This is a genomic window from Bradyrhizobium sp. WSM4874 (assembly GCF_055811835.1).
In genome coordinates this window covers 135,944-162,606 of sequence record NZ_JBVVPR010000011.1, presented here as the reverse complement: position 1 = coordinate 162,606, position 26,663 = coordinate 135,944, and the positions used below count along the sequence as shown (strand labels likewise).

Genomic DNA, 26,663 nt, shown 5'->3' with positions numbered 1-26,663 from the left:
AACTCCACGGTTATGAATATCCATAACTTACAGGTTATGGATATTATGCCCGCTGCCGCCCACGACCTTCTGTTCAGGACGCTCGCCGACCCCACCCGTCGGGCGATCTTCGAGCGATTGTGCCGCGAGGGCGAACAGACGGTCGGGGCCCTGACGGCACTGTCGGGCGTTTCCCAGCCAGCGGTCTCAAAACATCTCGGTGCGCTGAAGCAGGCTGGCCTCGTGCGTGACCGGCATCAAGGGCGGCAGACGCATTACAGCGCCCAGCCCGGCGCGCTCAATCCGCTGATCGACTGGACCAGCCAGATGGCCGGATTCTGGCAAAACCGGCTCGATGCGCTCGACGATCTCCTGAAGAGGATGGACCAATGAACGAATCCGCGAGCGAAACCCGATCTGTCGTCGTCGAGCGCGAATTTGCCTTTCCGGCAGAGCGGATCTGGCGCGCGCTGACGCAGCCGTATCTGATCGAGGAATGGCTGATGAAGAACGACTTCAAGCCGAACGTGGGCCACCGCTTCAATCTTCGCGGCGAGTGGGGCGGCGTGCTGGACTGCGAGGTCCTCACCATCGAGCCGCAGAAGAGGCTCGCCTACACCTGGAATTTCTCGCATGACGACGCGGCGTTCGATCTCAAGAGCGTCGTGACCTTCACGCTGACCCCGACGGACGCAGGCACGCATCTGCGCGTCGAGCAAGCGGGCTTCAGCCCGACGCAGAAGCAGGCTTTTGGCGGCGCGCATGCCGGCTGGAAGCAGTTTCTCGCCAAGCTGGACGAGCTGCTGGCAAGGGCAGACTAGCTCGGCCACCGGCCTTCATTCGATCATCTCAAGAGGAGGTTTCATTGACCGGAAACATGTGGGTTCGGCAGATCCATCGCTGGCTGTCGATCGCTTTCACGCTGGCCGTCACCGCCAACATCGTCGCCGTGACCATGCAGCTCCAGGCCATCTGGATCGGCTTCCTCGCGCTGGTCCCGTTGATCCCGTTGCTCGCGACCGGGCTCTATTTGTTCGCGCAGCCCTATTTCGGCCGGCGCGACGGCACGCGACAGGAGGCGTGATCGTGACAAAGGCCGCGACCGCGACAAAGAAGGACGCGAATGGATCGTCGCCCTCCAAGCTGATCGACGGCAGGATCAAGGAGCTCGGCGACTGGCGCGGCGACATGCTCGGGCGAATCCGTGCCCTGATCAAGGAGGCCGACCCTGAAATCGTCGAGGAATGGAAGTGGCGCGGCGTGCCGGTGTGGGAGCACGACGGCATCATCTGCACCGGCGAGACCTACAAGGCCGTGGTGAAGATGACGTTTGCCAAGGGCGCCGCGCTGGAGGATCCCGCCGGCCTGTTCAACTCGAGCCTCGACGGCAACGTGCGCCGCGCGATCGATATTCGCGAAGGTGAAAAGATCAACGAGAAGGCGTTGAAGGCGCTGATCCGCGCAGCCGTGGCATTGAACGCGTCGAAAGCCAAGAAGAAGCCAGCGAAACGTTCCGGATAGAACAGCCGTTGTAGAGCCAGAACGCTTTCCTTCTCCCCTTGTGGGAGAAGGTGGCGCGAAGCGCCGGATGAGGGGTCTCTATCGGCACAGGAAATGTGGAGAGATACCCCTCACCGCAGTGAGCTTGTGTCTCCCGGCGTCGCCGCCCTCTCCCACAAGGGGCGAGGGCACATCAACGCGCATCTCGCGTATTGCTCCGCGTAATCAGCCGCGTCAGGCCACCGCCGAGATCGGGCGCGGGCTCACGACATATTCGCGCAGCACCTTGTCGTTGGCGTCGACCTCGATCAGCGCAACATCGTAGGTCCAGAGATCGGCCAGATGCTGGAGCACGCGCTTGGCATCGGTCTCGTTGAGCTGCGCGCCCTTGATGACATGGTGATGCAGGATCAGCCGCCGGTCGCCGGAGAGATCGACATCGACCACCTCGATGTTGGCGTCGATGTAGCCGACATCGTGCTGCCGTGCCAGCTCGCGCCGGACGCGGCGGAAGCCGCGCTCGTCGTGAATGGCGTCGACCCGGATGCCGGCGCGTTCCTCGGGATCGTCATGCAAGTGGAACATGCGGAGGTGCCGCATCAGCTTCGGACTCAGGAACTGGGCGATAAAACTCTCGTCGCGGTAGTTGGCCCAGACGTCGCGCAGCACGCCCATCACGTCGTTCTTGCCGGCGATGTCCGGGAACCACTCGCGGTCTTCGTCTTCCGGCCGGGTGACGATGCGCTCGATGTCCTGCATCATGGCGAAGCCGAGCGCATAGGGATTGAAGCCTGAAAAGCGCTGGTCGTCGAATTCGGGCTGGAACACGACGTTGGTGTGCGACTGCAGGAATTCGAGAAAATTGCCGTCGCTGATGCGGTCCTGCTGATGCAGCTTGGTCATGATGCGATAGTGGACGTAGGTCGCCGTCCCCTCGTTCATCACCTTGGTCTGGCTCTGCGGATAGAAATATTGCGCGATGTGTCGGACGACGCGCAACAACTCGCGCTGCCAGGGCGCCAGCCGCGGCGCACTCTTCTCGAGGAAATACAGCAGGTTTTCCTGCGGCAGGCCGAGCAGCTTGCGGCGGCGTTCGATGCTGAGCGCCGACCGGGTCTTGCTCTTTCCCGCCGGCACGGTGCGCCAGAGGTCGTTGAAGACCTCCTCCTCATGCTGGCGGCGGCGCCCTGCCCGCTTCTCTTCGGCGCGGAGATCGAGCTTCTTCTTGCCGGGATAGCGGTCGATCCCGTGCGACATCAGCGCATGCGCGGCATCGAGGGTGCGCTCGACCTCGACGCGGCCGTAGCGATCCTCGCATTGCATGACGTAGTTCTTGGCGAAATCCAGATAGTCCAGGATGCCGTCGGCGTCGGTCCATTGCTTGAACAGATAGTTGTTCTTGAAGAAATGATTGTGGCCGAAGGCGGCGTGCGCGATCACCAGGGTCTGCATCGTCGCCGTGTTCTCCTCCATCAGGTAGGAGATGCAGGGCGAGGAGTTGATCACGATCTCATAGGCGAGCCCCATCAGGCCCTTGCGGTATGAGGCCTCGTGATACGCAAAGTGCTTTCCGAACGACCAGTGTTTGTAGAACAGCGGCATGCCGACGGACGAATAGGCGTCCAGCATCTGCTCGGCGGTGATCACCTCGATCTGGTTCGGATAGACGTTGAGCCCGAGATCTTTCGTCGCCACCTCCTCGCAGGCATCCGTGATGCGCTGCAAGGTGTGGAAATCCCAATCGGCGCCTTCGAACAAGCGTTCCGTCATGGAGCGGCTTTCTCCTGGGCAGTGTCGCGGCGCTGGAACAGATCGTGGAAAACCGGAAAGATCTCGCTGCGCTCGCTGACCTTGCGCATCGAGAGCGGCGCGCCGCTGTTGCGCAGGCGCTCGTAGAGGGTCCAGAGCGAGGAATCGGACAGATCGAAGGCGCTGCCGCCGGACTCGCCGACCTCGAGGTAGGCGAAGAACTGGCAGACCGGCAGGATCTTGTCGGTCAGCAGCATGCCCGCGAGCTCGCCGTCGGAATAGGAATTGTCGCCGTCGGAGGCCTGCGCGGCGTAGATATTCCAGTCCGACGGGCTGAAGCGTTCGCGCACGATCTCGTGCATGGCCTGCAGCGCGCTTGAGACCAGCGTGCCGCCGGAAGCCGGGCCGTAGAAGAAGGTCTGCTCGTCCACCTCCTCGGCGCGATCGGTGTGGCGGATGAAGACGATGTCGACATGCTTGTAGCGGCGCTTCAGGAACACGTAGAGCAGCATGTAGAAACGCTTGGCGAGATCCTTCATGTGCTCGGACATCGAGCCCGACACGTCCATCAGGCAGAACATCACGGCCTGGGCAACGGGCTTGGGCACCGTCTCGAAGCGGCGATAGCGGATGTCGAGCGGATCGATGAAGGGAATGCGCTTGGACTTCGCCTTCAGTTTTTCGAGCTGGGCCATCAGCACCAGACGCTCGTCCTCATCCGCGCATGCGGCGATGGCGGATTCCAGCTCCTCGATCTCCTCCTTGCTGGGACGCTTGAGCGCGATACGGCGCGCCATTGCGCGCCGAACCGTGCGGCTCACCGAGATGTTGGATGGCGAGCCCGACGTGGTGTAGCCGGCGCGCTGGATGCCCTCGCTCTCGGTCTGCGCGATCTTGCGCTTGGCGAGATCGGGAAGTTCGAGATCATCGAGGAAGAGATCGACGAATTCGTCGCGGCTGAGCACGAAGCGGAAGGCGTCCTCGCTGTCGCCTTCGCCCGGACCGGAATCCTTGGCGCTGCCCTGGCCGGAGCGCTGGAGATAGTCGCCCTCGATGAACTTCTTGTTGCCGGGCAACACCATGTCGCGCGTTCCGCCGTCGCGGCGGAAACGCGGCTCGTGCATGCCGTCGAGCGGAATGGTGACCTCGCCACCCTCCAGGACGTCCTTGATGTCGCGTTCCTGCGAGGTCTTCTTGACGGCGCCCTGCACCAGGGATTTGGCCCGACGCAAGAACCGCTGCCGGTTCTCGAGACTCTTGCCGCCTGGATTCAGGCGCCTGTCAATAATGTGAATCGGCACTTTTCCATCCGCCTCAACCGGCCTGCTTCACGCGCATGTACCATTCGACGAGCCGGCGAACCTGACGCTCGGTGTAGCCGCGCTCCACCATGCGTGCGACGAACTCGCCGTGCTTCTTCTCCGTCTCGCCGTCCTTCTTCGACCCGAAGGAGATGACCGGAAGCAGGTCCTCGACCTGAGAGAATATCCGCTTTTCGATCACATCGCGAATCTTCTCGTAGGAGATCCAGGTCGGATTCTTGCCACCGTTCTGGGCGCGCGACCGTAACGAGAATTTGACCACCTCGTTGCGGAAATCCTTCGGGTTGGCGATGCCCGCCGGCTTCTCGATCTTGGTCAGCTCCTGGTTCAAGAGTTCGCGATCAAGCAGCTGGCCGGTGTCGGCATCCTTGAAATCCTGGTCCTCGATCCAGGCATCGGCGTAGTCGACATAGCGGTCGAACAGGTTCTGGCCGTAATCCGAGTAGGATTCGAGATAAGCCTTCTGGATCTCGTTCCCGATGAACTCGGCATAACGCGGTGCAAGGTCGGCCTTGATGAATTCGAGGTAGCGCTTCTCGACTTCCTCGGGCAGCTGCTCGCGCTTGATCGATTGCTCCAGCGCGTACATCAGATGCACGGCGTCGGCGGCGACTTCCTGCGGATCGTGGTTGAAGGTCGCAGCCAGGATCTTGAAGGCAAAGCGGGTGGAGACACCGTCCATGCCCTCGTCGACGCCGGCGGCATCGCGATATTCCTGGACGCTGCGCGCCTTCGGATCGGTCTCCTTCAGGCTCTCGCCGTCGTAGACCCTCATCTTGGCGTAGGTCGTGGAATTTTCGTGCTTGCGCAGGCGCGACATCACCGAGAACCGCGCCAATGTCTCCAGCGTCGCGGGCGCGCAAGGCGCGGCCGCGAGCTCGGAGCCCTGGATCAGCTTCTCGTAGATCTTCTGCTCTTCCGTGATCCGCAGGCAATAAGGCACCTTGATCACGCAGATGCGGTCGATGAAGGCCTCGTTGTTCTTGTTGGCCTTGAAGCTCGACCACTCGGCCTCGTTGGAGTGCGCGAGGATGACGCCGGTGAACGGGATCGCGCCGATATTCTCGGTGCCGATGTAGTTGCCTTCCTGCGTCGCGGTGAGCAGCGGATGCAGCATCTTGATCGGCGCCTTGAACATCTCGACGAACTCGAGCACGCCCTGGTTGGCGCGATTAAGGCCGCCGGAATAGCTGTAGGCGTCGGGATCGTTCTGCGCGTAGGTTTCGAGCTTGCGGATGTCGACCTTGCCGACCAGCGAGGAGATGTCCTGGTTGTTCTCGTCACCCGGCTCGGTCTTGGCGATCCCGATCTGGCGCAACCGCGACGGCTGGATCTTTGCGACCCGAAACTGGGAAATGTCGCCGCCGAAGGCTTCCAGCCGCTTGTAGCACCACGGGCTCATCAGGCCGGTGAGACGGCGGCGCGGAATGCCGTATTTCTCTTCCAGCATCGGGCCGAGCTGATCCGGATCGAACAGGCTGAGCGGGCTTTCGAACACGGGCGAGAGCTCGTCGCCGGCCTTGAGCACGTAGATTGGATGCACTTCCATCAGCGACTTGAGCCGCTCGGCGAGCGAGGACTTGCCGCCGCCGACCGGACCGAGCAGATACAGGATCTGCTTGCGCTCTTCGAGGCCCTGCGCCGCGTGACGGAAGAAACCGACGATGCGCTCGATGGTTTCTTCCATGCCGTAGAAGCCGGCGAACGCCGGGTAGGTGCGGATCGTGCGGTTCAAAAAAATACGGCCAAGGCGTGGGTCCTTGGCCGTGTCAATCGTCTGGGGCTCACCGATCGCTGCTAGCAGTCGTTCGGCCGCGTTCGCGTATTTCATGGGATCGCTTCGACACGATTCCAGATATTCCGCCATCGACATGTCGTGTTGGCTTCTCGCCTCGAACGACTTAGCGAAAGCGTTGAATAGAGAATCGTTATACATGATCCCTCTCCGCGTGAGTTCCGCTACACAATTGAACGAAAGCAGCGACCGGACCGTTCCTTAGCGCCACTCTCGAATCAGCGTGAGCACATGACGATCATTCGACACCCGGGCGCCTTCTCGGCGCAACGCACAACGTAGGCACAGGGTGAGTTACGAACAGGCACCTGCCTGATATTTGAGCGAATCTTTGTCTATATTGGCTCATTTCCAGAAAATGTCACTCGCTCGCACCATCCGGGCATTACCGGGGATGCGTTCATCCGGCGCTGCATCATAGCCGTCTGCGAACGGCGATCTTATGACGCTTGTACGGCGAAGCCTTGGGTGCCGCGTTCATCTTCCTGCTGCAATGCGGTGCGTGGACCGCTGGCGGCGTGACAGTCGCGGCAAGCGCGCAGCAGTGTATCAAAATCGGTCGCCAGACCTTCTGACCGGATGACGATGCGGTCGTCCCTCACGCAGCGGGCCAAGCCGCGGATGCTGCTGAGCTGCCGCTGCAAGGCCGGCGTCGGGGTCAGCACGATTACCTTGCGCCCGTGGCGTTCTTCAGCTGAAATCTCGGCGATCGAGTCCCACAGCAGAAATTCATTGCCGATGCGGAGATCGCGAATGCCGTAGGGGGTGACGATCACCACCGATCCCCGTTCGGCGGGGAGCACCCAGATCAGCCCACCCGTCATCAGGGCGAACACCACCACGCCGGCATAGCCGACCATCGTGTCGTAATGGCCAAAAGCATTCCACCAGCCCAAGGCGAGCGTTGCGCTGAGCAGCGTCATGGCGAAGCCCGTTACGACCAGCAGCCGCAGTCGGGTCGTACATGGACCGATTTCGAGATCGTGGGACGCATCGACGCATCCGGTCGACGTGACCGATCGGGGTCTGTCCGTGACAGCGAGCGCCGGACGGTCATGATGTGCTTGCATGCCTTCCCCCAGCATGGCCATTCGCGACCGAGCCACAATGCATCAGGCGGACCGGAATCCGCTGATGAGTACTCCGCGCAGCCATTAGCGGCGAGGCGAGGCTGCTGACGTTACACAACGAGGCCCGGCCGATTCCTCACGGCCGACAACCCTTTACGCAACTTGCGCCACCTCTACGCCGATCGCCATGATCGCGACGGAGTTACACTGGAGGATATGACGCCCATACCCTTGATTGGTTCCCTCAAGGCAGCATGTAAGCTAGAGGATAGCGCGTCAGGACCGGCGCGGAAACCCCTCGCCCGCAGGCTTGGAGATAAATTAGCATCATGAATCCCGTCAAAGAACTGGAAAAGCACGGACAAGCCGTCTGGCTGGACTTCCTGGCCCGTGGCTTCATCGCCAAGGGCGACCTGAAGCGGCTGATCGACACCGACGGCGTCAAGGGCATCACCTCCAACCCCTCGATCTTCGAGAAAGCGATCGGCAGCTCCGACGAGTACGACGCGCCGATCGGCAAGGCGTTGAAGCGCGGCGACCGGTCGGTCGCCGACCTGTTCGAGGCCGTCGCGGTCGAGGACATCCAGAACGCCGCCGACGTGCTGCGCCCGGTCTACGACCGCCTCAAGGGCGGCGACGGCTATGTCAGCCTGGAAGTCTCGCCCTATCTGGCGATGGACACCAGCGGCACGGTCACCGAGGCGCGGCGGCTCTGGAAGGACGTCAATCGCAAGAACCTGATGGTGAAGGTGCCGGCAACGCCGGAGGGCCTGCCGGCAATCGAGACCCTGATCGGCGACGGCATCAGCATCAACATCACGCTGTTGTTCTCCAGGGACGTCTATCTGCAGGTCGCCGAGGCCTATCTCGCCGGTCTGGAGAAATACGTCGCAGGTGGCGGCGACCCCTCGCACGTGGCGAGCGTGGCGAGCTTCTTCGTCAGCCGTATCGACTCGGTGGTCGACAAGCAGCTCGACGACAAGATCGCCCGCGCCAACGATCCGAGCGAAAAGGAACGGCTCGCTGCGCTGAAAGGCAAGGTCGCGATCGCCAATGCGAAGGTCGCCTACCAGGATTACAAGCGGCTTTTCTCGGGTCCCCGCTGGGACAAGCTCGCGGCCAAAGGCGCCAAACCGCAGCGCATGCTGTGGGCCTCGACCGGCACCAAAAACAAGGACTACAGCGACGTCCTCTATGTCGAGGAATTGATCGGTCCCGACACCATCAACACCGTGCCGCCGGCGACACTGGATGCGTTCCGCGACCACGGCACGCCGCGCGACAGCCTGGAAGAGAATGTCGACGACGCCAGGCGCGTGCTGGAAGAACTGGAGCGCTCCGGCGTCTCGCTCGACGCCATCACCGAGGAGCTCGTCAAGGACGGCGTCAGGCAGTTTGCCGATGCCGCCGACAAGCTCTATGGCGCGGTCGCCCACAAGCGCGCCACCGTGCTCGGGCCCGCGATCGACCGCCAGCTGCTCTCGCTCGGCGACGGTCTCGGCAAGGCCGTGGCCAAGAGCACCGAGGAATGGCGTGCGTCGGCAAAGATCCGCCGGCTGTGGCAACGCGACAAATCGGTCTGGACCGGCACCGACGAGGACAAATGGCTCGGCTGGCTCGACAGCGCCGCCAAGGCCGACGTCGCCGACTATGAGGATTATGCCAGCCGCGTGAAAGGCCAGAAATTTTCCGACGCCGTCGTGCTCGGCATGGGCGGGTCAAGCCTCGGGCCGGAGGTGCTGGCCGAGACCTTCGGCAAGAAGCCCGGGTTCCCGAAGCTGCACGTGCTGGATTCCACCGATCCGGCGCAGGTGCGGGCAATGGAGGCCAGGATCGACATCGCCAACACCGTGTTCATCGTCTCCAGCAAATCCGGCGGCACCACCGAACCGAATGCGATGAAGGATTATTTCCACGAGCGCGTCGCGCAGGCGGTCGGGCCGAAGGTCAAGACCGGCCATCGCTTCATTGCGGTCACCGATCCCGGATCGTCGCTGGAAAAGGCGGCGAAGACGCTGAACTATGCGCGCATCTTCCACGGCGAGCCCTCCATCGGTGGACGCTACTCGGTGCTCTCGCCGTTCGGCCTGGTGCCGGCGGCAACCGCGGGCATCGATATCAAGACCTTCGTCAAGCATGCGCTTGCGATGGCCCGCTCCTGCGGACCGGACGTGCCGCCAGCCGAGAACCCCGGCGTGCAGCTCGGCCTTGCCATGGGCCATGCAGCCCTCGAAGGCCGCGACAAGGTGACGATCCTGTCGTCGAAGAAGATCGCCGATTTCGGCGCCTGGGCCGAGCAGCTCATCGCGGAATCGACCGGCAAGGACGGCAAGGGCCTGATCCCGATCGACGGCGAGCCGCTGGGCGAGCCCGCGGTCTACGGCAATGACCGGCTCTTCATCGACATCCGTATCGAGGGCGAAGCGGACGCCGCCCATGACTCACAGCTTGCTGCGATCGAAGCGGCCGGCCATCCCGTCGTGCGCATCGTGATGAAGTCGATCGACCATCTCGGCCAGGAGTTCTTCCGCTTCGAAATGGCAACGGCGGTGGCGGGCAGCATCCTCGGCATCAACCCGTTCGACCAGCCGGACGTGGAAGCGGCCAAGATGAAGACCCGGGAGCTCACGGCGTCGTTCGAGAAGACCGGCTCGCTGCCGGCCGAACGGCCGGTGGTCAGCACCACCGAGGCTGATCTCTACACCGACGAGACCAATGCCGCGGCCCTACGCGCCGCCGGCGCCAACGGCGACCTCACCTCATGGCTGAAAGCGCATCTGTCGCGCTCCAACCATGGCGATTACGTCGCCCTGCTCGGCTACATCGCCCGCGACAAGGCGACGATCGACGCACTCCAGGCCATGCGGCTCGAAGTCCGCGAGAAGCGACATGTCGCAACCTGCGCCGAGTTCGGACCGCGCTTCCTGCACTCGACAGGACAGGCCTACAAGGGCGGCCCCGACAGCGGCGTGTTCCTCCAGATCACTGCCGACGATGCCAAGGACTTGCCGGTGCCGGGTCAGAAGGCCAGCTTCGGCGTCATCAAGGCCGCGCAGGCGCGCGGCGACTTCGACGTGCTCACCGAGCGCGGCCGGCGCGCGCTGCGGGTCCACCTGAAGGGCGGGCTCAAGAAGGGTCTCGCGGCGCTCAATGCGGCGCTCAACGACGCACTGAACTAAGGGAATTTCTCAAATGCAACTCGGCATGATCGGCCTCGGCCGGATGGGCGGCAACATCGTTCGCCGGCTGATGCGCCAGGGACATTCGACCGTGGTCTACGACAAGGACGCCAAGGCCGTCGCGGGCCTTGCCGCAGACGGCGCTGTCGGGTCGGCGACGCTCGAAGAGTTCATTGCGAAACTGGAGCGGCCGCGCACGGCCTGGGTGATGCTGCCGGCCGGCCACATCACCGAGACCACGATCAACACGATCGCGGGCGCGATGCAGGACGGCGACGTCATCATCGACGGCGGCAACACGTTCTGGCAGGACGACGTGCGCCGCGGCAAGGCGCTGAAGGAGCGCGGCATCCACTATGTCGACGTCGGCACCTCCGGCGGAGTCTGGGGCCTCGACCGTGGCTATTGCATGATGATCGGCGGCGAGAAACAGGTGGTCGATCGGCTCGATCCGATCTTCGCCGCGCTCGCGCCCGGCGCCGGCGACATTCCACGCACGGAGGGACGTGAGGGGCGCGATCCCCGCATCGAACAGGGCTACATCCATGCCGGCCCTGTCGGCGCCGGTCATTTCGTCAAGATGATCCACAACGGCATCGAATACGGCCTGATGCAGGCCTACGCCGAAGGTTTTGATATCCTCAAGAACGCCAACATCGACGCCTTGCCGGCGGATCATCGTTACGATTTCGATCTCGCCGATATCGCCGAAGTGTGGCGGCGCGGCAGCGTGATCCCGTCCTGGCTGCTCGACCTCACCTCGACCGCACTCGCCGACAGCCCGGCGTTGACGGAATACTCCGGCTTCGTCGAGGATTCCGGCGAAGGCCGCTGGACCGTGAACGCCGCAATCGACGAGGCCGTGCCGGCCGAAGTCCTGACCGCGGCGCTGTTCGCACGTTTCCGTTCCCGCAAGGAACACACCTTCGCCGAGAAAATTCTCTCAGCGATGCGAGCCGGCTTCGGCGGCCATAAGGAGCCGAAGCAGTCGGCTGCTTCGAAGCCCAAATAGCTCGAAGCTGAAGTAGAACGTAATCAAGCGAAGGCCAACAGTTCGTGACAAAAGACCCGCAGCCAAAGCGCAAGCCGGAAAATTGCGCCTTCGTCATCTTTGGCGTGACCGGAGATCTCACCCATCGGCTGGTGATGCCCTCGCTCTACAATCTGGCGGCCGAGCATCTGTTACCGGAAAAGTTCTGCGTGGTCGGCGTCGCCCGCCGGGGCCAGTCGGACGACGAGCTGCGCGACAGCCTGTTGAAGGGCTTGCGCCAGTTCGCGACCCGTCCGGTGGACGACGACATTGCCAAGAAGCTGCTGGAATGCGTGACCTTCGTCGAAGCCGACGCAAAGGATCCGCCATCCTTTGATCGCCTGCGCGAGCATCTGGATTCCCTGGAATGCGCCCAGGACACCGGCGGCAACCGGCTGTTTTATCTCGCGACGCCGCCGGCGGCGTTCGCGCCGACCGCGCGCGAGCTCGGCCGCACCGGCATGATGAAGGAGAACGGCGCGTGGCGGCGGCTGGTGATCGAAAAGCCGTTCGGCACCGACCTCGCCTCCGCGCGCGCGCTGAATGGCGAGCTGCTGAAGATCATGGACGAGCACCAGATCTACCGGATCGATCACTATCTCGGCAAGGAGACGGTGCAGAACATCCTGGTGCTACGCTTTGCCAACGGCATGTTCGAGCCGATCTGGAATCGCAACCATATCGACCACATCCAGATCACGGTGGAGGAAAAACTCGGCGTCGGCCATCGCGGCGGCTTCTACGACGCGACCGGCGCGCTGCGCGACATGGTGCCGAACCACCTGTTTCAGCTGATGTCGCTGGTCGCGATGGAGCCGCCGGCGCGTTTCGACGCCCATTCCGTGCGCTCCGAGAAGGCCGAGATTCTGACCTCGATCCAGCGCCCGAGCGAAGAGGAAGCGCTGAAGAGCTCGGTGCGCGCCCAGTATCTCTCGGGGCGCATCGGCGACGATGAGATCCCGGACTATCGCAAGACCGAGGACGTCAAGCCCGGCAGCACCACCGAGACCTATGTCGCGCTGAAGCTGATGATCGACAATTGGCGCTGGGCCGGCGTACCGTTCTATTTGCGTACCGGCAAGGCACTCGGCCACAAGCGCACCGAGGTCGCGATCAAGTTCAAGCAGGCGCCGCTGTCGATGTTCTCAGGCACGGCTGTCGATCGCCTCTCGCAGAACTTCCTCACCATCGGCATCGCACCGACCGAGACCATCGAGCTCCAGTTCAACGCCAAGATCCCGGGGCCGAGCGTCACCATCGACGGCGTCGAGATGAAGTTCCGCTACGGCGACTATTTCCGGGCCGATCCCTCGACCGGCTATGAGACGCTGATCTACGACTGCATGATCGGCGACAACATCCTGTTCCAGCGCGCCGACGGCATCGAAGCCGGATGGCAGGCGGTGCAGCCATTCCTGGACGCCTGGAAGAACGCGGGCAGCAACGGCATCGAGACCTATCAAGCCGGCAGCGACGGCCCCGCCTGCGCCGATGAATTGCTCCGCCGCGACGGCCGAAGCTGGCGTAAGTTTTCGTGATGGCGACGGCCGGACAGCCGAAGCTGATCGTCGAGCCCGACGCCGTGGCTCTCGCCCAAGCCGCGGCCGAACGGGTGATGGCGCGAATCGCGGCCAATCCCGGGCGCATCGCGATCTGCCTGACCGGCGGCTCCAGCCCAAAGAAGCTCTATCAGCTGCTGGGCAGCGACGCCTGGCGCGAAAAGATCCCGTGGGAGCGCGTGCACTGGTTCATCGGTGACGAGCGCTTCGTGCCCGAAAGCGATCCCCTCCACAACATGGCGGTGGCGCGCGCGACCTTCCTCGATCACAACGCGCCCTCCGGCCATGTTCACCCGATCCCGACGACGGCAGACACCCCCGATCAGAGCGCCGAAGCCTATGCGCGCGAGTTGCAGGCTTTCTACGGCGCAGAAAGCCTGGATCCGGCACGGCCGCTGTTCGACATGGTCTTGATGGGTGCGGGCCCGGACGGCCACACGGCTTCGCTCTTCCCCGGCTACCCCGCCATCGAGGAGACGGGACGCTGGGTGGTCGGCGTCCCCAAGGCCAATGTTGCGCCCTTCGTGCCGCGGGTCTCGCTCACCCTGCCCGCGCTGGCGTCCTGCCGCGAAATGCTGTTCGAGATAGCGGGGCACGACAAGCAGCCGATCTTGACGCGCCTGCTCAATGGCGAGACTCTGCCGGCTGTACGCGCGCGCTCGAATGGCGAGACCGTCTGGCTGGTCGACCAGGCCGCGCTTCCGGAGGGAATTCGTGGCGGGCGTTGAAGCACCTTGTGCATTGATCGTGATGGGCGTGTCGGGCTCGGGCAAGAGCACGGTTGCAAAAGCCCTCGGCGAGCGCCTCGGCTGGCGATTCGAGGACGGCGACAGCTTTCACCCCGCCAGCAATGTCGAGAAGATGCGGGCCGGCCATCCCCTCACCGACGAGGACCGCTGGCCCTGGCTCAACGCCATCGCCGACGAGATCGCGCGGGTCTGCGACAAGGGCGAGCACGTGATCATCGCCTGCTCGGCGCTGAAGCATACTTATCGGGACGTGCTCCTGCGCGGACGCGACGACGTCCGCTTCGTCTTCCTGAGGGGCACGAAGGAGCTGATCGCCGCTCGCCTCGCGCAACGCAAGGGGCACTTCATGCCGCCCGGCCTGCTGACGAGCCAGTTCAACACGCTGGAGCCGCCGGAGGCTGGCGAGCACGTGATCACCGTCTCGATCGACGAATCCGTGGAAGCGATCGTGGACGGCGCGGTGCGGCAGTTGAAACTGGGCGGCGCGAAACGCTGAGGCCAAATACCCAAGGGACCGCCATGACAAAAATCTCGCTCGTCGTCTCGGACGTCGACGGTACGCTGCTGACCAAGGACAAGACGCTGACCGACCGCGCGAGGTCCGCGGTGCAGCGGCTGCACCAGGCCGGCATCGGTTTCACGATTACGTCGAGCCGCCCCGCGATCGGCATGCGCTTCCTGATCGAGCCGCTGGCGCTCTGGCTGCCGGTCGGCCCGTTCAACGGCTCCTCGATCGTCGATCCCGAGATGAATCCGGTCGAACAGCATCTCATCCCGGCCGGCGCGGCCGAGCGAAGCTTGCAGATTCTCCGGGCCTTCGGCGCCGACATCTGGCTATTCACCACCGACAAGTGGCTGATCGACAGGCCTGATGGCCAATACGTCGCTCACGAGCAGCACACCATCCGCTCCGATCCCACCATCGTCACGGACTTTTCACCCTATCTCGCGAGCGCCTGCAAGATCGTCGGAGCCAGCGCCGATGCAGCCGGCCTCGAAGCTTGCGAAAAGGCGATGCAGAAGGCGCTCGGCAGCGAGGCGATGGCGGTGCGCTCGCAGACCTATTACCTCGACATCACCCCGCCCGGCTTCGACAAGGGCACATTCGTGCAAGCCATGGCCAGGCGCCTCGGCATTTCAACGGACGCGGTCGCCACCATCGGCGACATGCAGAACGACCTCGCGATGTTCCGCGTCAGCGGCACCTCGATCGCCATGGGCAACGCCGCCGACAACGTCAAGGACCAGGCGACCCACGTCACCGCGACCAACGAGCAGGACGGTTTTGCGGAAGCGATGGAGATGATCTTGAAGCGGAACGAGGTCGCCTAGGTCACTGCTTCGACCGCTGCATCGCCGGCTTCTGGCTGCCCTGCCTTGCCGCCGACAGATTATGCGCGGTGTTGACCAGCGCGATATGGGTCAGCGCCTGCGGGAAATTGCCGGTCTGACGCCTGGCGCCTGAATCATATTCCTCGGCCAGCAGCCCGACGTCATTTGCGATACCGACCACGCGATCGAACAAGACCTGCGCCTTGTCGAGATCGCCCGACAGCACATGGGCATCGGCCAACCACAAGCTGCAGGCGAGGAAGGCGCCTTCGAGCGGGGGTTGCCCCGCAGGCACCTCGCGGGGATCGTGCCGCAGCACGAAGCCGTCGCGCAGCATGTGCTTTTCCACCGCCGCGATGGTGCCGCGCATGCGCGGATCCGACGCTTCCAGGAAGCCGACGCCCGGCAGCAGTAGCACGCTGGCATCGAGCAGCTTCGAGCCGTAGGACTCCACGAAGGCATTCTCCTCCGCGTCGAAGCCCCGGTTGCAGACGTCGCGATGAATGGCATCGCGCAAGGTACGCCAGTGCAGCAGCGGCGCCTTGAAGCCGAAGGTCTCGGCGCTCTTGATGCCGCGGTCGAAGGCGACCCAGGTCATCACCTTGGAGAAGACATAATGCTTCGGCTGTCCGCGCCGCTCCCAGATGCCATGATCGGGCTGGTCCCAGACTTCGGCGAGATGCTTGAGCACGGCGCATTCCAACGCCCAGCTCTCGTCGTCGAGCTTGAGCTTGGCCATGCGCGACTGGTGGAAGGCATCGATCAGTTCGCCGTAGACGTCGAGCTGGAGCTGCGCATGCGCGGCGTTGCCGACGCGCACCGGCTGCGCGCCCTCGTAACCGTCGAGCCAACCGGCTTCCCATTCCAGCAGCCGCCGCTGGCCCCAGATGCCGTACATGATCTGCATGTTCGACGGCGAGCCGGCTGCCGCACGCAACAGCCAATTGTGCCAGGCCGAGGCTTCCTCGGTATAGCCTGAGTTCATCAGAGCCAGCAGCGTGAAGGTGGCATCGCGCAGCCAGCAGAAGCGGTAGTCCCAATTCCTGGCGCCGCCGAGCTTCTCCGGCAACGAGGTGGTCGGCGCCGCGACGATGCCGCCGGTCGGACCGAAGGTCAGCGCCTTGAGCGTGATCAGCGAGCGCACGATCAGGTCGCGATAGTCGCCATCGCGATTGCAGTGGCTGCACCACTCCTGCCAGAATTTCTCGGTCTCCTGGAGCGCGAGTTCCGGGTCGATCGGCGGGGGCGGCGCGAGATGCGAGGGGCCGTAGGTCAGCACGAACGGCACGGTCTCGCCGGCCCTCACCTCGAAATCCGAAACCGTGGTCAGATCCTCGCCGCGGGTCTTCGCCGGCGTCCGCAGCACGGTCATGTCCTGCCCGGCGACCGCCAGCAGGGAATGGTCGATCCTCCGCACCCACGGGATGTCGACGCCGAAGCCGAAGCGGATCACGAGCTCCATCCGCATCTTCACCGTGCCGCTGACGCCGCGGACCAGCCGCACGATGTCGGAGGCTTTGCCGCGCGGCGGCATGAAGTCGATCAGCGCAACGGTGCCGCTTTTCGTCTCAAAGCGCGTTTCGAGGATGAGGGTGTCGCCGAGATAGCGGCGCGACGTCGCGGTGACGTCCTCGCCCGGCGCGATCAGCCAGCGGCCGTTCTTGTGGGTGCCGAGGAGCGCGGCAAAGCAGGCGTCGGAATCGAAGGCCGGCCAGCACAGCCAGTCGATCGAGCCGTTGCGGCCGACCAGCGCCGCGGTCTCGCAGTCGCCGATCAGCGCATAGTCCTCGATTTTCTGAGACAATGTCGTGCGAGCCTCGAAAACGGCGTCCTGGACGACCCGGCGATCAACGCCCGCCGGGCAACGAGCGTTCCCGTGTGGCGGCCTTCAAAGCCGCGAGATCGACCTTCGAGGCGATCTTGTCGAGCGTCACTGGCAGGCGCTGGCGCCAGTTCGGATGCTCATCGATCGTGCCGGGAATGTTGGGCTGGTCGATCACGCCGAGCAGATCCTCCAGCGACACCGCAAGCAGCCGCGACGGCGTGCGCGACAGGAAGGCGAGCACCGAATAGACATCATTGGCACGGATGCCGTTGGCACGCAGGATCTCGTCGAGCAGGCCGAGCGCATCCCAGCGGGCCTGATCGTTCTCGCCGGGATCGAGCCCGAGCGAGCGCTTCATCTTGAGATCGCTGAAGGAGCGCCAGCCGGCATAGGTCGACAAATCATGCGTGTTCAGCGTCACCAGCGCGTTGGGCCGGTAGTGATCGACGGGCCGGAAGTGACCGGCATCGTCGCGCTCGAACATCATGACGAGATAGGACCAGATGCCGAAATCCTGCATGGTCTCGCGAAAACCTTCCGGCACCGTGCCGAGGTCCTCGCCGATCACGATGCACTTATGGGCCGCGCTCTCGCGCGCCACGGTCGCCAGCAGCGCATCGAACGGCATCTGCACATAGGCGCCGTTGTCGGGCTTGAAGCCGCGCGGCACCAGATAAAGCCGCTTCAGGCCCAGCACGTGATCGAGACGGATGGCCCCGGAATGGCGCATCGAAGCCGCGAGCATATCGGCGAACGGCACGAAGGATTGCGCCTCCAGGCCGCCGGCATTGAAGCCGGCGAGGCCCCAATCCTGGCCGACGGTGTTGAGCACGTCCGGCGGCGCGCCGACGGCGAGATGACGGGAAATCGCCCCCTGCTCGTTCCAGGCATCGAAGCCGTTCGACTGCACGCCGACGGCAACGTCGAGATAAAGCCCGACCCGCATGCCGAGCTGGCCGGCCAGCTCCTTGGCGGCATGCAACTGGCTATCGGCGGTCCATTGCACGAATTCGACGAACTCGACCTCGTGCTTGTCGGGCCCGCTGCGCAGCTCGGCGCATTTCGCCTCGTCCGGCTGCTGCCATTCCATCGGCCATTCCCACCACGGCGCCGCGAAGCGATGACGGAGCACCTCGAAACAGGCAAAGCGGGACAACAGCGGCGCGCGAGCCGCGCGGAAGGCGTCGAACTGGTTGCGGCGGACGCCGCTCGCGGTTTTCACGAAGCTGTCGAAGGCGGCGCGCAAGGCCAACCATTTCAAGGCCGCCATATCCGGATAGGGCACACGATCGCCTTTACGGAGCCGCGCGGCGGTCGCGGCCGCGTCGGGGACGAGGTCGGGAGAAAATTCCGGGATCGCCTCGACGTCGATATAGAGCGGATTGAGAAACAGCCGGCTGTTCGGCGAATAGGGGCTGCAGTCCGCCGGATGGTCGTCGAACAACACATGTAGGGGATTGAGCCCGACGCCGTCGGCCCCCAACTGCTTGGCGAGCCGGACGAGACCGGCGAGGTCGGTGAAATCGCCGATGCCCCAATTGCGGTCCGAGCGGACGCTGTAGAGCTGCACGGCAAGCAGCCAGCCGCGGTCGAAATCGCCGCCAAAGGCCCGCTCCGGCGCCACGATCATCGGCACTTCTTCGGTCACGCCTTCGGCATCGGTCAGCGTCAGGCGGTGATAGCCGAGCGGCAGGCCGGCGGGCCAGGCAATCACGGGCTCGCGCGTCTCGCCTTGCGCGATCAAATTGCCGTTGCCCGTGATCTTCCATTTGAGTGGCGGCGCACCGATCGTCGTCAATTCGGTGCGCGGATGTCCCAAGGCGCGTACCACCACGGGCCCGCTGACGAAGCGGTAAACCCGCTTCTCCGGCAGGGCGTCGAGGATGGATTTGAGGGCCACGGGATCGGTGACCCGCAGCTTTCCGAGGGCATCGACGAATTCGGATTGAACGCCCTTGATCCGGGCTTGAGCTAAAAGATCCATTCGGCACGCAGCTTGCAGGCCATTTTTTGGCCGGGGGCATCGATTTTAACGAGGTCGCGGAAGAGGTTATTCAGGGTTAACTCGCGAGCCGCGCCTGCCGTTCCCAACGGAACCAATGACACACAAGCGGCTTTCTATAGTGGTATCAAGCGTAGGTTCCCGGCAAGGGAAACGGGCTCCTGCTTTCTTGTCAATGGCATCACCGTGAACAAGACAATTCAAACTGTCGAGAGTGCCGCAGCGGGCAGCACTTTCCTCATCGAAGACGTCTATCCCCTGATCGACGGCGGGCGCTTCCCCGTGAAGCGGATTGCGCGCGAACCGGTCGAGGTCTGGGCCGACATCTACCGCGACGGCGACGCCGTGATCGGCGCAGCGCTGATCTGGCGACAGGAGCAGGACCGCGAATGGCAGAGCGAGCCGATGATCCCTCACGGCAATGACCGCTGGTCCGGCGCGTTCACACCCGTCGAGCCCGGCAAATATGTCTATGCGATCGAAGCCTGGACCGACGAGTTCGCGACGTGGTCGCACGCGGTCGCGCGCAAGCAGCGCTCCGGCGCCGACGTCACGCTCGATGCGATCGAGGGCGCCGGCCTCCTGACCAAGGCGCATGGCGCGCAGCAGGACGCCGCCGCTCTCATCGTCAGGCAATGCGAGGACTATCTTCAGACCGGCGACGTTGCCCCGCTGCTGGCAACCGAGCTCGGCGCAGCCATGGCGGAGAGCCAGTTGCGGCCCGACCTCACGCGCTCGGCGCTATTCCCACTGTTCGTCGACCGCGACAAGGCACGCTTCGGCGCCTGGTATCAGATGATGCCGCGCAGCCAGAGCGCGGTGCCGGGACAGCACGGCACACTCCGCGACTGCATAGCGCGCGTGCCCGACATCGCCGCGATGGGCTTTGACGTGCTCTACTTCACGCCGATCCATCCCATTGGCCGCAGCCGGCGCAAGGGCCGCAATAATGCTCCGGTAGCGGGCGACGGCGATTCCGGCTCGCCTTATGCGATCGGCGCCATCGAGGGCGGGCACGATGCGCTGCACCCCGAACTCGGCACGATCGAGGATTTTCGCGCGCTGGTCGCGACCTGCCTGGAATACGGCCTCGAACTCGCGCTCGACTTCGCCGTGCAATGCTCGCCGGACCACCCGTGGCTGACGCAGCATCCGGAATGGTTCAAATGGCGGCCGGACCGCTCGGTGCGGACGGCTGACGGCCCCTATTCCGATATCGTCATCCCCGATTTCACGTCCCTCGACCGGGCTGGACTGTGGAATGCGTTTCGCGACGCCATGCTGTTCTGGATCGACCACGGCGTCACCATCTTCGCCATCGACAATCACGACACCGCGCCGCTCGCTTTCTGGGAGTGGCTGATCCGTGACATCCGCCGCCGGCATCCCGAGGTGATCCTGTTCTCCAAGACGTTCGCGCGCCCGAAGCTGATGAAGGGGCTCGCCAAGCTCGGCTTTGCACAATCGTTCAGCTATTTCCCCTGGCGCACGGCAAAGTGGGAGCTGGAGCAATATCTCGGCGAGCTGACGCGCTACCCCGAACGTGAATTCTATCGGCCGAACCTGTTCGTGAACACGCCCGATCTTTTGCCCTATCATCTCCAGGGCGGCGAGACATGGGCGTTCAAATCCCGCGTCGCGCTGGCGGCGACCTTGTCCGGCAGTTACGGCGTCTACAGCGGATTCGAGTTGCTGGAGCACGACGCGGTCCCCGGCCGCGAGGAATATCTCGACTCCGAGAAATACCAGATCAAGCAGCGCGACTGGAACAAGCCCGGCAACATCAAGGCCTACATCACGGAGCTCAATCGCATCCGCAATGAGAATGCTGCGCTTCAGCAGACGGCGAACCTGCGCTTCCTCGGCATCGAAGACGGCGAGACGATCGCCTTCGTCAAGGAAGCGACCGGCCCGGCCAACATCGTCGTGGCCGTTGTTGCGCTCTCGCGCCACGCGCGCGAATTCTGGTTGCCGCTCGGCGACGTCACGGTTGACGCCGGCGGGCAGCGACACCATGTGTCGGCACTCGAAAACCTCCTCACCGGCGAACAGGCCCGCATCGAATGGGGCGGGATCAGGTTGCGTATCGATCCCGAGCGCGATCCGGCGCTGCTGTTCCGTTGCCTGGCGTAAGGGCGCACGCCATGAACGTATTGTCTTCCGTCGACACCAAGAAAGCCGAGGCTGCCGAGATCGTGGATGAGCTCTGGTACAAGGACGCCATTATCTATCAGCTCCACGTCAAGGCGTTTGCCGATAGCAATCAGGACGGTATCGGCGACTTCGCAGGCCTGACCGAGAAGCTGCCTTATCTGCAGGAGCTCGGCGTCACCGCGCTGTGGCTGCTGCCGTTCTATCCTTCGCCCGGCCGCGACGATGGCTACGACATCGCCGACTACGGCGCGGTCAATCCCGATTTCGGGACGATGAAGGATTTCAAGCGCTTCATCCAGGAGGCGCAGAAGCGCAGCTTGCGCGTCATCACCGAGCTCGTCGTCAACCACACCTCGGACCAGCACAATTGGTTCAAGCGCGCGCGCCGCAGCCCTCCGGGCTCGAGCGCCCGCAACTGGTATGTCTGGAGCGACACCGACCAGAAATACCAAGGCACCCGCATCATCTTCACCGACACCGAGAAGTCGAACTGGACCTGGGACCACGAGGCCGGCGCGTTCTATTGGCACCGCTTCTTCTCGCACCAGCCGGATCTCAATTTCGACAATCCCCGCGTCGTCAGCGCCCTCATCCAGGTGATGAAGCGCTGGCTGGACGCCGGCGTCGACGGCTTCCGTCTGGACGCGATTCCCTATCTCTGCGAGCGCGAAGGCACCTCGAACGAGAACCTCCCGGAGACGCACGCCATCATCAAGCGGCTCCGCCATGAGCTCGATTCCTACTCCAAGGGCAAGCTGCTGCTGGCCGAGGCCAATCAATGGCCCGAGGACGTGCAGGAATATTTCGGCCGCGGCGACGAGTGCCACATGGCCTATCACTTCCCGCTGATGCCGCGCATTTACATGGCGATCGCCCAGGAGGACCGCTTTCCGATCACCGACATCCTGCGCCAGACGCCGGACATTCCGGCGAGCTGCCAATGGGCGCTGTTCCTGCGCAACCATGACGAGCTGACGCTGGAGATGGTGACCGACGTCGAGCGCGACTATCTGTGGACCACCTACGCCAACGATCCGCGCGCCCGCATCAATGTCGGCATCCGCCGGCGCCTCGCGCCGCTGATGGACAACGACCGGCGCAAGATCGAGCTGATGAACTCGCTGCTGCTGTCCTTCCCGGGAACGCCGATCATCTATTACGGCGACGAGATCGGCATGGGCGACAACATCTATCTCGGCGACCGCAACGGCGTGCGCACGCCGATGCAGTGGAGCCCGGACCGCAACGGCGGCTTCTCGCGCTGCGACCCTGCCCGCCTCTATGCGCCGCTGATCATGGATCCCGTCTACGGCTATGAATCAGTGAACGTGGAGGCGCAGTCGCGCAGCCTGTCCTCGCTGCTCAGCGCCACCAAGCGCCTGATCTCGGTGCGCAAATCGACGCTCGCCTTCGGCCGCGGCACCATGACCTTCATCCGTCCGGCCAACCGCGCCGTGCTGGCCTATGTCCGGCAGTACCGCGACGAGGTAATCCTCTGCGTCGCCAATCTGTCGCGCGCAGCCCAGGCGACCGAGCTCGATCTGTCGCCCTGGAAGGACCGCATCCCGCAGGAGATGCTCGGCCGCACGCGTTTTCCGGCGATCGGCGAACTGCCCTACATGGTCACGCTGGGGCCCTATGGCTTCTACTGGTTCCAGCTCGCCGAGCGCGACAAGTCCGAGCCGGTGACACCGCGCGCTGTGCCGGAATTCGAGACGCTGGTGGTGCCGGTGAACTCGACCTGGGTGTCGCTGGCGCGCGAGCGCGGCGTGTTCGAGCATGAGGTGCTGCCGGGCTTCCTGTCGCGCACACGCTGGTATCCGGAGCACAATCCCAAGCACATCAAACCGACGCTGACCTCGGCGGTGCCGTTCTGCGACATCGGCGACAACAGGCCCTGGATCGCGTTCTTCGAGGCGGCGCAGGGCGACGTCACCACGCGCTACGTGCTGCCGATGCAGATCGAATGGGTTCGCTTCGACCGCGAACGCTTCAATCCCAGGGCGCTCGCCGCCGTACGCCAGGGTGCCCGCGAAGGCACGCTGCTGGATGTGGCAACCGAGCAGATCTTCATTGGCCTGTTCCTGCGCAATCTGTCGCAGAACCTAGTGGTGGAGGAAAACAATCTGCGGCTGGAGTTCAAGGCGACCAGCCGGTTTGCCGAGTACACCATCAAGGAGCCCGAACGCATCCGCGCGATCGAACAGTCGAACAGCACCGCGCTGGTCGACAACCAGTATGTCGCCAAGATCTATCGCCAGCTCGAAGCCGGTATCCATCCCGAGATCGAGATCGGCTCCTATCTCACCGAAATCGCCCGCTTTGCCAATACGCCGGCACTGCTCGGCAGCGTCGAGCTGGTCGAAGACGACCGCCGCAGCGCGGTCGGCGTGCTGCACGCCTATGTCGAGAACCAGGGCGACGGCTGGGGCGTCACCGCGGGCTATCTCGACCGCTATATCGACGAGCAGCGGGTGCTGCCTCCGGGCGAGATGCCCCGCGAGACCCAGGAGCAAGCGCCCTATCTGCACTTCATTACGCAGATCGGCCGGCGGCTCGCCGAGCTGCATGTGGCTCTGGCCGCCGCAAAGCCTGGCGATCTCGCGCCGGAGCCGATTGGCTCCGTACAAATCAAGCGCTGGTCATCCGAGCTCAAGGCACGGGCCGAACGGGTCTTCGAGCGGCTGGCCGCCAGCACCGACGGCCTGCGGGAGGCGGATCGACCGCTGATCAATCAGCTCGTCGCGGAGCGCGCGTCCCTGTCCGGCCGGCTCAACGCGCTATTACCTTCCGAGATCGGCGGGTTGAACATCCGTCATCATGGCGACTTCCGCCTCGGGCAAACTCTGATCGTGAAGGACGATATCTTCATCATCGACTTCGACGGAGATCCGCGTTTGCCGCAGGCCGACAAGCGGCGCAAGCTGCCTGCGGCGCGCGACGTTGCCGGCCTGATCCGCTCGATTGATCTTTCGGTTAACGCGGCGCTCCATCGCGCGCTCACGGGCGCCTCCGACGAACAGGGCCGGCTTACGGCTGCGCTCGACGAATGGCGCGAGCGCACCACCGCGACGTTCCTCACCGCCTACCGCGACGCTATGACCGATCGGCGGCTGTGGCCGGAAGATCCGCAATCCGCGGCAGGCCTGTTAAGCTTTTTCCTGCTTGATCATGCATTCGAGGAAGTAGAGTACGAGCTGTCCAACCGGCCTGAGGGGCTCCATGCGCCGCTGTCCGGACTGCTTCGCATTCTGTCCAGTATCGAGAGCGAAGCCCATGCCTAAACTCCCTGCCGAGGCCTATGCGATCATCGAGGGTCGCCACTCCGATCCCTTCCACTATCTCGGGCTGCATCCCGAGGGCGACAAGAGCGTGGTGCGCGCGTTTCTTCCCGATGCTTCCAACGTCGAAGCGGTGGGCGAGCACGGCGAGGTGGCGAAGCTCGATCGCGTCCATGATTCCGGCCTGTTCATCGGCGCTCTGCCGAACGGCGCGAAGCACTACCAGCTCCGCGCGAAGTTCGGCGACAACGTCATCGAATTCGAGGACACTTATCGCTTTCCGCCGATCCTGACCGATTTCGACCTCTATCTGCTCGGCGAAGGCACCCACCAACGCCTTTACGACAAGCTCGGCGCACATCCGATGCGGCTCGAAGGCATCGATGGCATCGGCTTCGTGGTGCTGGCGCCTAACGCCCGACGTGTCTCCGTGGTCGGCGACTTCAACTTCTGGGACGGGCGGCGCCATCCGATGCGGGTGCGCGGCGCGGGCTATTGGGAATTGTTCATCCCGCACGCCAAGGCCGGCGACCACTACAAGTTCGAAATCATCGGACCGCATGGCCATCTGCTTCCGCTGAAGTCCGATCCGATGGCGTTTGCGAGTGAGGTGCGGCCGAAGACCGCTTCCATCGTGTTCGACGAAGCGCATCTGCCGCGGCCGCGACCGGCGCCCGACGGCATCAACGCGCTGTCCGCACCGATGTCGATCTACGAGGTGCATCTCGGCTCGTGGCGGCGCAAGAACGGCGATGAATGGCTGACCTATCGCGAGCTGGCAGAGCAGCTGCCGGCCTACGCCCGCGACATGGGCTTCACCCATCTCGAATTCCTCCCCGTCAGCGAGCATCCCTTCGACGGCTCATGGGGCTATCAGCCGACCGGCCTGTATGCGCCAACCAGCCGCTTCGGCACGCCGGAGGATTTTGCCGCGCTGGTCGATGCCTGCCACCGCGAGGGCGTCGGCGTGCTGCTCGACTGGGTGCCCGGCCACTTCCCGGACGACCCGCACGGGCTCGGCAGCTTCGACGGCACAGCGCTGTACGAACACGCCAATCCGCTCCAGGGCCGCCATCTCGATTGGGGCACGTTGATCTACAATTACGGCCGCACCGAAGTGACGAACTTCCTGGTGTCGAACGCGCTGTTCTGGCTCGAGCGCTACGCGATCGACGGACTGCGCGTCGATGCGGTCGCGTCCATGCTCTACCTCGACTACAGCCGTCCGCCCGGCGCGTGGATTCCGAACCAGCATGGCGGCCGGGAGAACATCGAGGCGATCGCGTTCCTGCGCCGCTTCAACACCGAGCTGTTCGCGCGTTTCCCACAGGCGACCACGGCCGCCGAAGAGTCCACCGCCTGGCCGCAGGTCTCGCGTCCGGTCGAATTCGGCGGGCTCGGCTTCGGCTACAAGTGGAACATGGGCTGGATGCATGACACGCTGAACTACATCAGCAAGGACCCGATCCACCGCAAGCATCATCACGGCGACATCCTGTTCGGCCTGCACTACGCCTTTTCGGAAAACTTCGTCCTGCCGCTGTCGCATGACGAGGTCGTGCACGGCAAGCGCTCGATCCTGGGGCGCATGCCCGGCGACGAATGGCAGCGTTTCGCGAATTTGCGCGCCTATTACAGCTTCATGTTCGGCCATCCCGGCAAGAAGCTGCTGTTCATGGGCGCCGAGATCGCGCAAAGCCGCGAATGGAATCACGACCAGTCGCTCGACTGGCACTTGCTCGAGTACAAGCCCCATTCAGGCATCCAGGCGCTGATCCGCGATCTCAACCGGCTCTATCGCGCGGTGCCCGCCCTGCACCAGATGGACTGCGAGCCGGCCGGCTTCGAATGGCTGATCACCGACGACGCCAACCGCAACGTGTTCGCCTGGCTGCGCAAGGGGTTTGACGAGCACGCTCGGTGCATGGTGATCGTCAACTTCTCACCCAACGTCTATCGCAACTACCGCGTTCGGGCGCCCTTCGGTGGCAAGTGGAAGGAAGTGTTCAACTCGGACTCCGCCCATTACGGCGGCAGCAATGTCGGCAACATCGGCGAAGTCCACGCCGTCAATGGCGAGCTACGGCTCACCATTCCGCCGCTCGCCGCGATCTTCCTCGTTCCGGAAAGCTGAACG

At 63.9% G+C, this 26,663-nt stretch carries 19 protein-coding genes; 13 read left to right on the top strand and 6 right to left on the bottom strand.

Annotated features, from left to right (window positions below):
• Positions 1-45: 45 nt before the first annotated feature.
• The 4 genes from AC0L3P_RS14485 to AC0L3P_RS14470 are packed head-to-tail and all read left to right on the top strand — an operon-like array spanning position 46 to position 1,500.
• Complete coding sequence (locus AC0L3P_RS14485; RefSeq protein WP_007595691.1) at positions 46-372, top strand: ArsR/SmtB family transcription factor; 327 nt, start codon at positions 46-48, stop codon at positions 370-372.
• Positions 369-800: an SRPBCC family protein gene (locus AC0L3P_RS14480; protein ID WP_473302288.1), complete on the top strand. Its 432-nt coding sequence runs from the start codon at positions 369-371 to the stop codon at positions 798-800. Before AC0L3P_RS14485 ends, AC0L3P_RS14480 begins: the two co-directional genes overlap by 4 nt.
• A 44-nt stretch (positions 801-844) precedes the next feature.
• On the top strand, positions 845-1,063 hold the full coding sequence (locus tag AC0L3P_RS14475; protein ID WP_473302287.1) for a hypothetical protein: 219 nt from the start codon (positions 845-847) through the stop codon (positions 1,061-1,063).
• A 2-nt stretch (positions 1,064-1,065) separates the two neighbouring features.
• The gene (locus AC0L3P_RS14470) at positions 1,066-1,500 is read left to right on the top strand and encodes a DUF1801 domain-containing protein (protein WP_473302286.1); all 435 of its coding nucleotides are present in this window, start codon (positions 1,066-1,068) and stop codon (positions 1,498-1,500) included.
• A gap of 213 nt (positions 1,501-1,713) precedes the next feature.
• On the opposite strand, the gene AC0L3P_RS14465 is transcribed toward AC0L3P_RS14470, so the two are convergent.
• The 4 genes from AC0L3P_RS14465 to AC0L3P_RS14450 all read right to left on the bottom strand — a co-directional run bounded on the left by AC0L3P_RS14465 (position 1,714) and on the right by AC0L3P_RS14450 (position 7,436).
• The gene (locus AC0L3P_RS14465; protein WP_473302285.1) at positions 1,714-3,249 is read right to left on the bottom strand and encodes a SpoVR family protein; all 1,536 of its coding nucleotides are present in this window, start codon (positions 3,247-3,249) and stop codon (positions 1,714-1,716) included.
• Positions 3,246-4,523 carry a YeaH/YhbH family protein gene (locus AC0L3P_RS14460; protein WP_179950138.1) on the bottom strand — a complete coding sequence of 426 codons (1,278 nt, stop codon included), beginning with the start codon at positions 4,521-4,523 and terminating at the stop codon, positions 3,246-3,248. The genes AC0L3P_RS14465 and AC0L3P_RS14460 overlap by 4 nt, the downstream gene beginning before the upstream one ends.
• Before the next feature lie 19 nt (positions 4,524-4,542).
• Positions 4,543-6,486 (bottom strand): PrkA family serine protein kinase, encoded by a 1,944-nt coding sequence (locus tag AC0L3P_RS14455; protein WP_007595704.1) that lies wholly within the window; start codon positions 6,484-6,486, stop codon positions 4,543-4,545.
• A 299-nt stretch (positions 6,487-6,785) separates the two neighbouring features.
• Positions 6,786-7,436, bottom strand: a complete 651-nt coding sequence (locus AC0L3P_RS14450) for a hypothetical protein (RefSeq protein ID WP_473302284.1) — start codon at positions 7,434-7,436, stop codon at positions 6,786-6,788.
• A 308-nt stretch (positions 7,437-7,744) separates the two neighbouring features.
• Here AC0L3P_RS14450 and AC0L3P_RS14445 point away from each other — a divergent pair, with 308 nt between their 5' ends.
• The 6 genes from AC0L3P_RS14445 to AC0L3P_RS14420 are packed head-to-tail and all read left to right on the top strand — an operon-like array spanning position 7,745 to position 15,264.
• Positions 7,745-10,594, top strand: coding sequence for a bifunctional transaldolase/phosoglucose isomerase (locus tag AC0L3P_RS14445; RefSeq protein ID WP_275169275.1), 2,850 nt, complete (start codon positions 7,745-7,747; stop codon positions 10,592-10,594).
• 13 nt (positions 10,595-10,607) lie between these two features.
• Positions 10,608-11,606, top strand: a complete 999-nt coding sequence (gene gnd, locus AC0L3P_RS14440; protein ID WP_275169276.1) for a phosphogluconate dehydrogenase (NAD(+)-dependent, decarboxylating) — start codon at positions 10,608-10,610, stop codon at positions 11,604-11,606.
• Between the two features lie 44 nt (positions 11,607-11,650).
• Complete coding sequence (gene zwf / locus AC0L3P_RS14435; RefSeq protein WP_275169277.1) at positions 11,651-13,162, top strand: glucose-6-phosphate dehydrogenase; 1,512 nt, start codon at positions 11,651-11,653, stop codon at positions 13,160-13,162.
• Entirely contained in the window at positions 13,162-13,911 is a 750-nt protein-coding gene (pgl, locus tag AC0L3P_RS14430) for a 6-phosphogluconolactonase (protein ID WP_275169278.1), read from the top strand. Before zwf ends, pgl begins: the two co-directional genes overlap by 1 nt.
• A complete protein-coding gene (locus AC0L3P_RS14425) occupies positions 13,898-14,428 on the top strand; it encodes a gluconokinase (RefSeq protein ID WP_106945853.1) in 531 nt (176 codons plus the stop codon). The genes pgl and AC0L3P_RS14425 overlap by 14 nt, the downstream gene beginning before the upstream one ends.
• A gap of 23 nt (positions 14,429-14,451) precedes the next feature.
• On the top strand, positions 14,452-15,264 hold the full coding sequence (locus AC0L3P_RS14420) for an HAD family hydrolase (RefSeq protein WP_275169279.1): 813 nt from the start codon (positions 14,452-14,454) through the stop codon (positions 15,262-15,264).
• A 1-nt stretch (position 15,265) separates the two neighbouring features.
• Here AC0L3P_RS14420 and AC0L3P_RS14415 read toward each other — a convergent pair whose 3' ends face one another.
• Complete coding sequence (locus tag AC0L3P_RS14415) at positions 15,266-17,068, bottom strand: glycoside hydrolase family 15 protein (RefSeq protein ID WP_275169280.1); 1,803 nt, start codon at positions 17,066-17,068, stop codon at positions 15,266-15,268.
• Positions 17,069-17,111: 43 nt separating this feature from the next.
• Positions 17,112-19,073, bottom strand: a complete 1,962-nt coding sequence (gene malQ, locus AC0L3P_RS14410) for a 4-alpha-glucanotransferase (protein WP_275169281.1) — start codon at positions 19,071-19,073, stop codon at positions 17,112-17,114.
• 204 nt (positions 19,074-19,277) lie between these two features.
• On the opposite strand from malQ, the gene AC0L3P_RS14405 reads away from it, so the two are divergent.
• Genes AC0L3P_RS14405 through glgB form a run of 3 tightly spaced genes read left to right on the top strand, consistent with a single transcriptional unit; the run spans position 19,278 to position 26,660 of the window.
• Entirely contained in the window at positions 19,278-21,224 is a 1,947-nt protein-coding gene (locus AC0L3P_RS14405; protein ID WP_275169282.1) for a maltotransferase domain-containing protein, read from the top strand.
• A gap of 11 nt (positions 21,225-21,235) precedes the next feature.
• Positions 21,236-24,529 carry a maltose alpha-D-glucosyltransferase gene (treS, locus tag AC0L3P_RS14400; RefSeq protein ID WP_275169283.1) on the top strand — a complete coding sequence of 1,098 codons (3,294 nt, stop codon included), beginning with the start codon at positions 21,236-21,238 and terminating at the stop codon, positions 24,527-24,529.
• Complete coding sequence (gene glgB / locus AC0L3P_RS14395) at positions 24,522-26,660, top strand: 1,4-alpha-glucan branching protein GlgB (protein WP_275169284.1); 2,139 nt, start codon at positions 24,522-24,524, stop codon at positions 26,658-26,660. The genes treS and glgB overlap by 8 nt, the downstream gene beginning before the upstream one ends.
• Positions 26,661-26,663: the final 3 nt, after the last annotated feature.

Bases quoted from the DNA above. Each gene is read 5' to 3' on its own strand.
- malQ (WP_275169281.1), bottom strand. From the start codon at position 19,073: ATGGATCTTTTAGCTCAAGCCCGGATCAAGGGCGTTCAATCCGAATTC.
- AC0L3P_RS14480 (WP_473302288.1), top strand. From the start codon at position 369: ATGAACGAATCCGCGAGCGAAACCCGATCTGTCGTCGTCGAGCGCGAA.
- treS (WP_275169283.1), top strand. From the start codon at position 21,236: ATGAACGTATTGTCTTCCGTCGACACCAAGAAAGCCGAGGCTGCCGAG.
- glgB (WP_275169284.1), top strand. From the start codon at position 24,522: ATGCCTAAACTCCCTGCCGAGGCCTATGCGATCATCGAGGGTCGCCAC.
- AC0L3P_RS14455 (WP_007595704.1), bottom strand. From the start codon at position 6,486: ATGTATAACGATTCTCTATTCAACGCTTTCGCTAAGTCGTTCGAGGCG.
- pgl (WP_275169278.1), top strand. From the start codon at position 13,162: ATGGCGACGGCCGGACAGCCGAAGCTGATCGTCGAGCCCGACGCCGTG.
- AC0L3P_RS14485 (WP_007595691.1), top strand. From the start codon at position 46: ATGCCCGCTGCCGCCCACGACCTTCTGTTCAGGACGCTCGCCGACCCC.
- AC0L3P_RS14450 (WP_473302284.1), bottom strand. From the start codon at position 7,436: ATGGCCATGCTGGGGGAAGGCATGCAAGCACATCATGACCGTCCGGCG.
- gnd (WP_275169276.1), top strand. From the start codon at position 10,608: ATGCAACTCGGCATGATCGGCCTCGGCCGGATGGGCGGCAACATCGTT.
- AC0L3P_RS14465 (WP_473302285.1), bottom strand. From the start codon at position 3,249: ATGACGGAACGCTTGTTCGAAGGCGCCGATTGGGATTTCCACACCTTG.
- AC0L3P_RS14420 (WP_275169279.1), top strand. From the start codon at position 14,452: ATGACAAAAATCTCGCTCGTCGTCTCGGACGTCGACGGTACGCTGCTG.
- AC0L3P_RS14445 (WP_275169275.1), top strand. From the start codon at position 7,745: ATGAATCCCGTCAAAGAACTGGAAAAGCACGGACAAGCCGTCTGGCTG.